Raw genomic sequence first — 1,444 nt, forward strand, 5'->3', positions numbered from 1 at the left:
ATAGCGTGTCTGCCATTCCACCACTACCGCGCGGTGAGATAAAACTTAAAACTTTGTTTGAGGTCAACATTCATTATTATAAATGTACTTCCCCAAAATGTAAAGGCGTTGATTCAAGAATTTTCGTCGGCCCATTTCTGCTTACGATATTCAGTGAATGCTAAGTATTCTTCAATGAATTTCCTTTCCTCTGGAAGCAATTCATTCGTTCGATCTTCATTCAACTTCACTTCTCCGAAATCATAGTCCTCATTGCTCTCTTTCAATATTTCAGATGTATTTCTACCTAAAATAAGCCAGTCTAGACTTACATGAAAAAAAGCGCTGATCTCAATCAATTTGTGTGTTCCCGGAGTAGACTTGCCCCGCTTCCAATCTCCCATATTACCTGTGCTTATATTTAACTGCTCACAGAATGATTTCTTAGTGAGACCTTTTTGCTTAATCAAATACTCTATACGTTCATATATGGTCTGCATCCATAATCCACCCTTCACAAAAAAATAAAAAAAAGACTTATTTAAGTGATTTACCCATTGCAAAATAACGTAAAAAAGTATATAATTGGTGTTACTATGTATTATCCGATTATATCATATGGTTAGAGTGACGATAAGAGGCGACTCAGGTGACAAGTGTCTGATGTAATGCCGTCTGACCCCCTTTATTAGCTTATCATCCTGAAGGATCTCTAGGAGGGAGCGGTGACTTTTGTCAAAGTGCTTATCATCTTCCATTATCCATTCACTTGAATATCTGCCGCACAATGCGGTGGTCATCAACAGCCAAGGCGTTATCCAGTTCACCAACAGGAAGTGGAAGGCATTTAATCATGAATACGGCCTCTCCCCTCAGAAACAATGGATTGGAGCTTATTATTCGGAGCTTATGCAGGATGTGATCCTCGATTCCGATCAATGGGCCAAGCTTTATGATTCGGTGAAAATTATACTCCGCAGAGAGTATCAGATTTATACCTCTGAGTTCTCCATACAAACCACCAATAAAGGAAGCCGTATCTTTCGTTTAGAGATCTATCCTCTTCTGTCAGATGATCACTTAGACAATGCTTTTATAATTTCTCTATATGATTTGGGCGCATTTAAAGAAGGAGCTCAGTTGTCAGGGATCGCAAGCATCTGTTCGACCTGTAAGCCAACACAAGACTTAATTCCCATCTGTGCTTCCTGCAAATCCATTCGAAATTCTAAGGATGAATGGATCAACATTGAACATTTTTTAAAACATCAGCTTTCTCTGCAATTCACCCATGATATTTGCCCAGACTGTGTCAGACAGCTCTATCCCCAATATGCAAGAGCCTTTAAGAACTAAGAACTAAGCAACTTGTCTAATCCTATAAAAAAAAGTAAGAAAACCTCTGCGAAGCAAAGGATTTCTTACTTTTTATTTGTATGCGGTAGAGAGGACTCGAACCTCCACG

The 1,444-nt window shown here is 39.0% G+C and carries 2 protein-coding genes; one reads left to right on the forward strand and one right to left on the reverse strand.

Annotated elements, in window-relative coordinates; genetic code table 11:
• Positions 1-113: 113 nt before the first annotated feature.
• Entirely contained in the window at positions 114-479 is a 366-nt protein-coding gene (locus CA600_RS30525) for a helix-turn-helix domain-containing protein (protein ID WP_094874825.1), read from the reverse strand.
• A 232-nt stretch (positions 480-711) separates the two neighbouring features.
• Here CA600_RS30525 and CA600_RS30530 point away from each other — a divergent pair, with 232 nt between their 5' ends.
• Positions 712-1,335: a hypothetical protein gene (locus tag CA600_RS30530; protein WP_094874826.1), complete on the forward strand. Its 624-nt coding sequence runs from the start codon at positions 712-714 to the stop codon at positions 1,333-1,335.
• Positions 1,336-1,444: the final 109 nt, after the last annotated feature.

Source organism: Paenibacillus sp. VTT E-133280 (assembly GCF_002264385.1).
Lineage (GTDB): Bacteria > Bacillota > Bacilli > Paenibacillales > Paenibacillaceae > Paenibacillus_AQ > Paenibacillus_AQ nitricinens.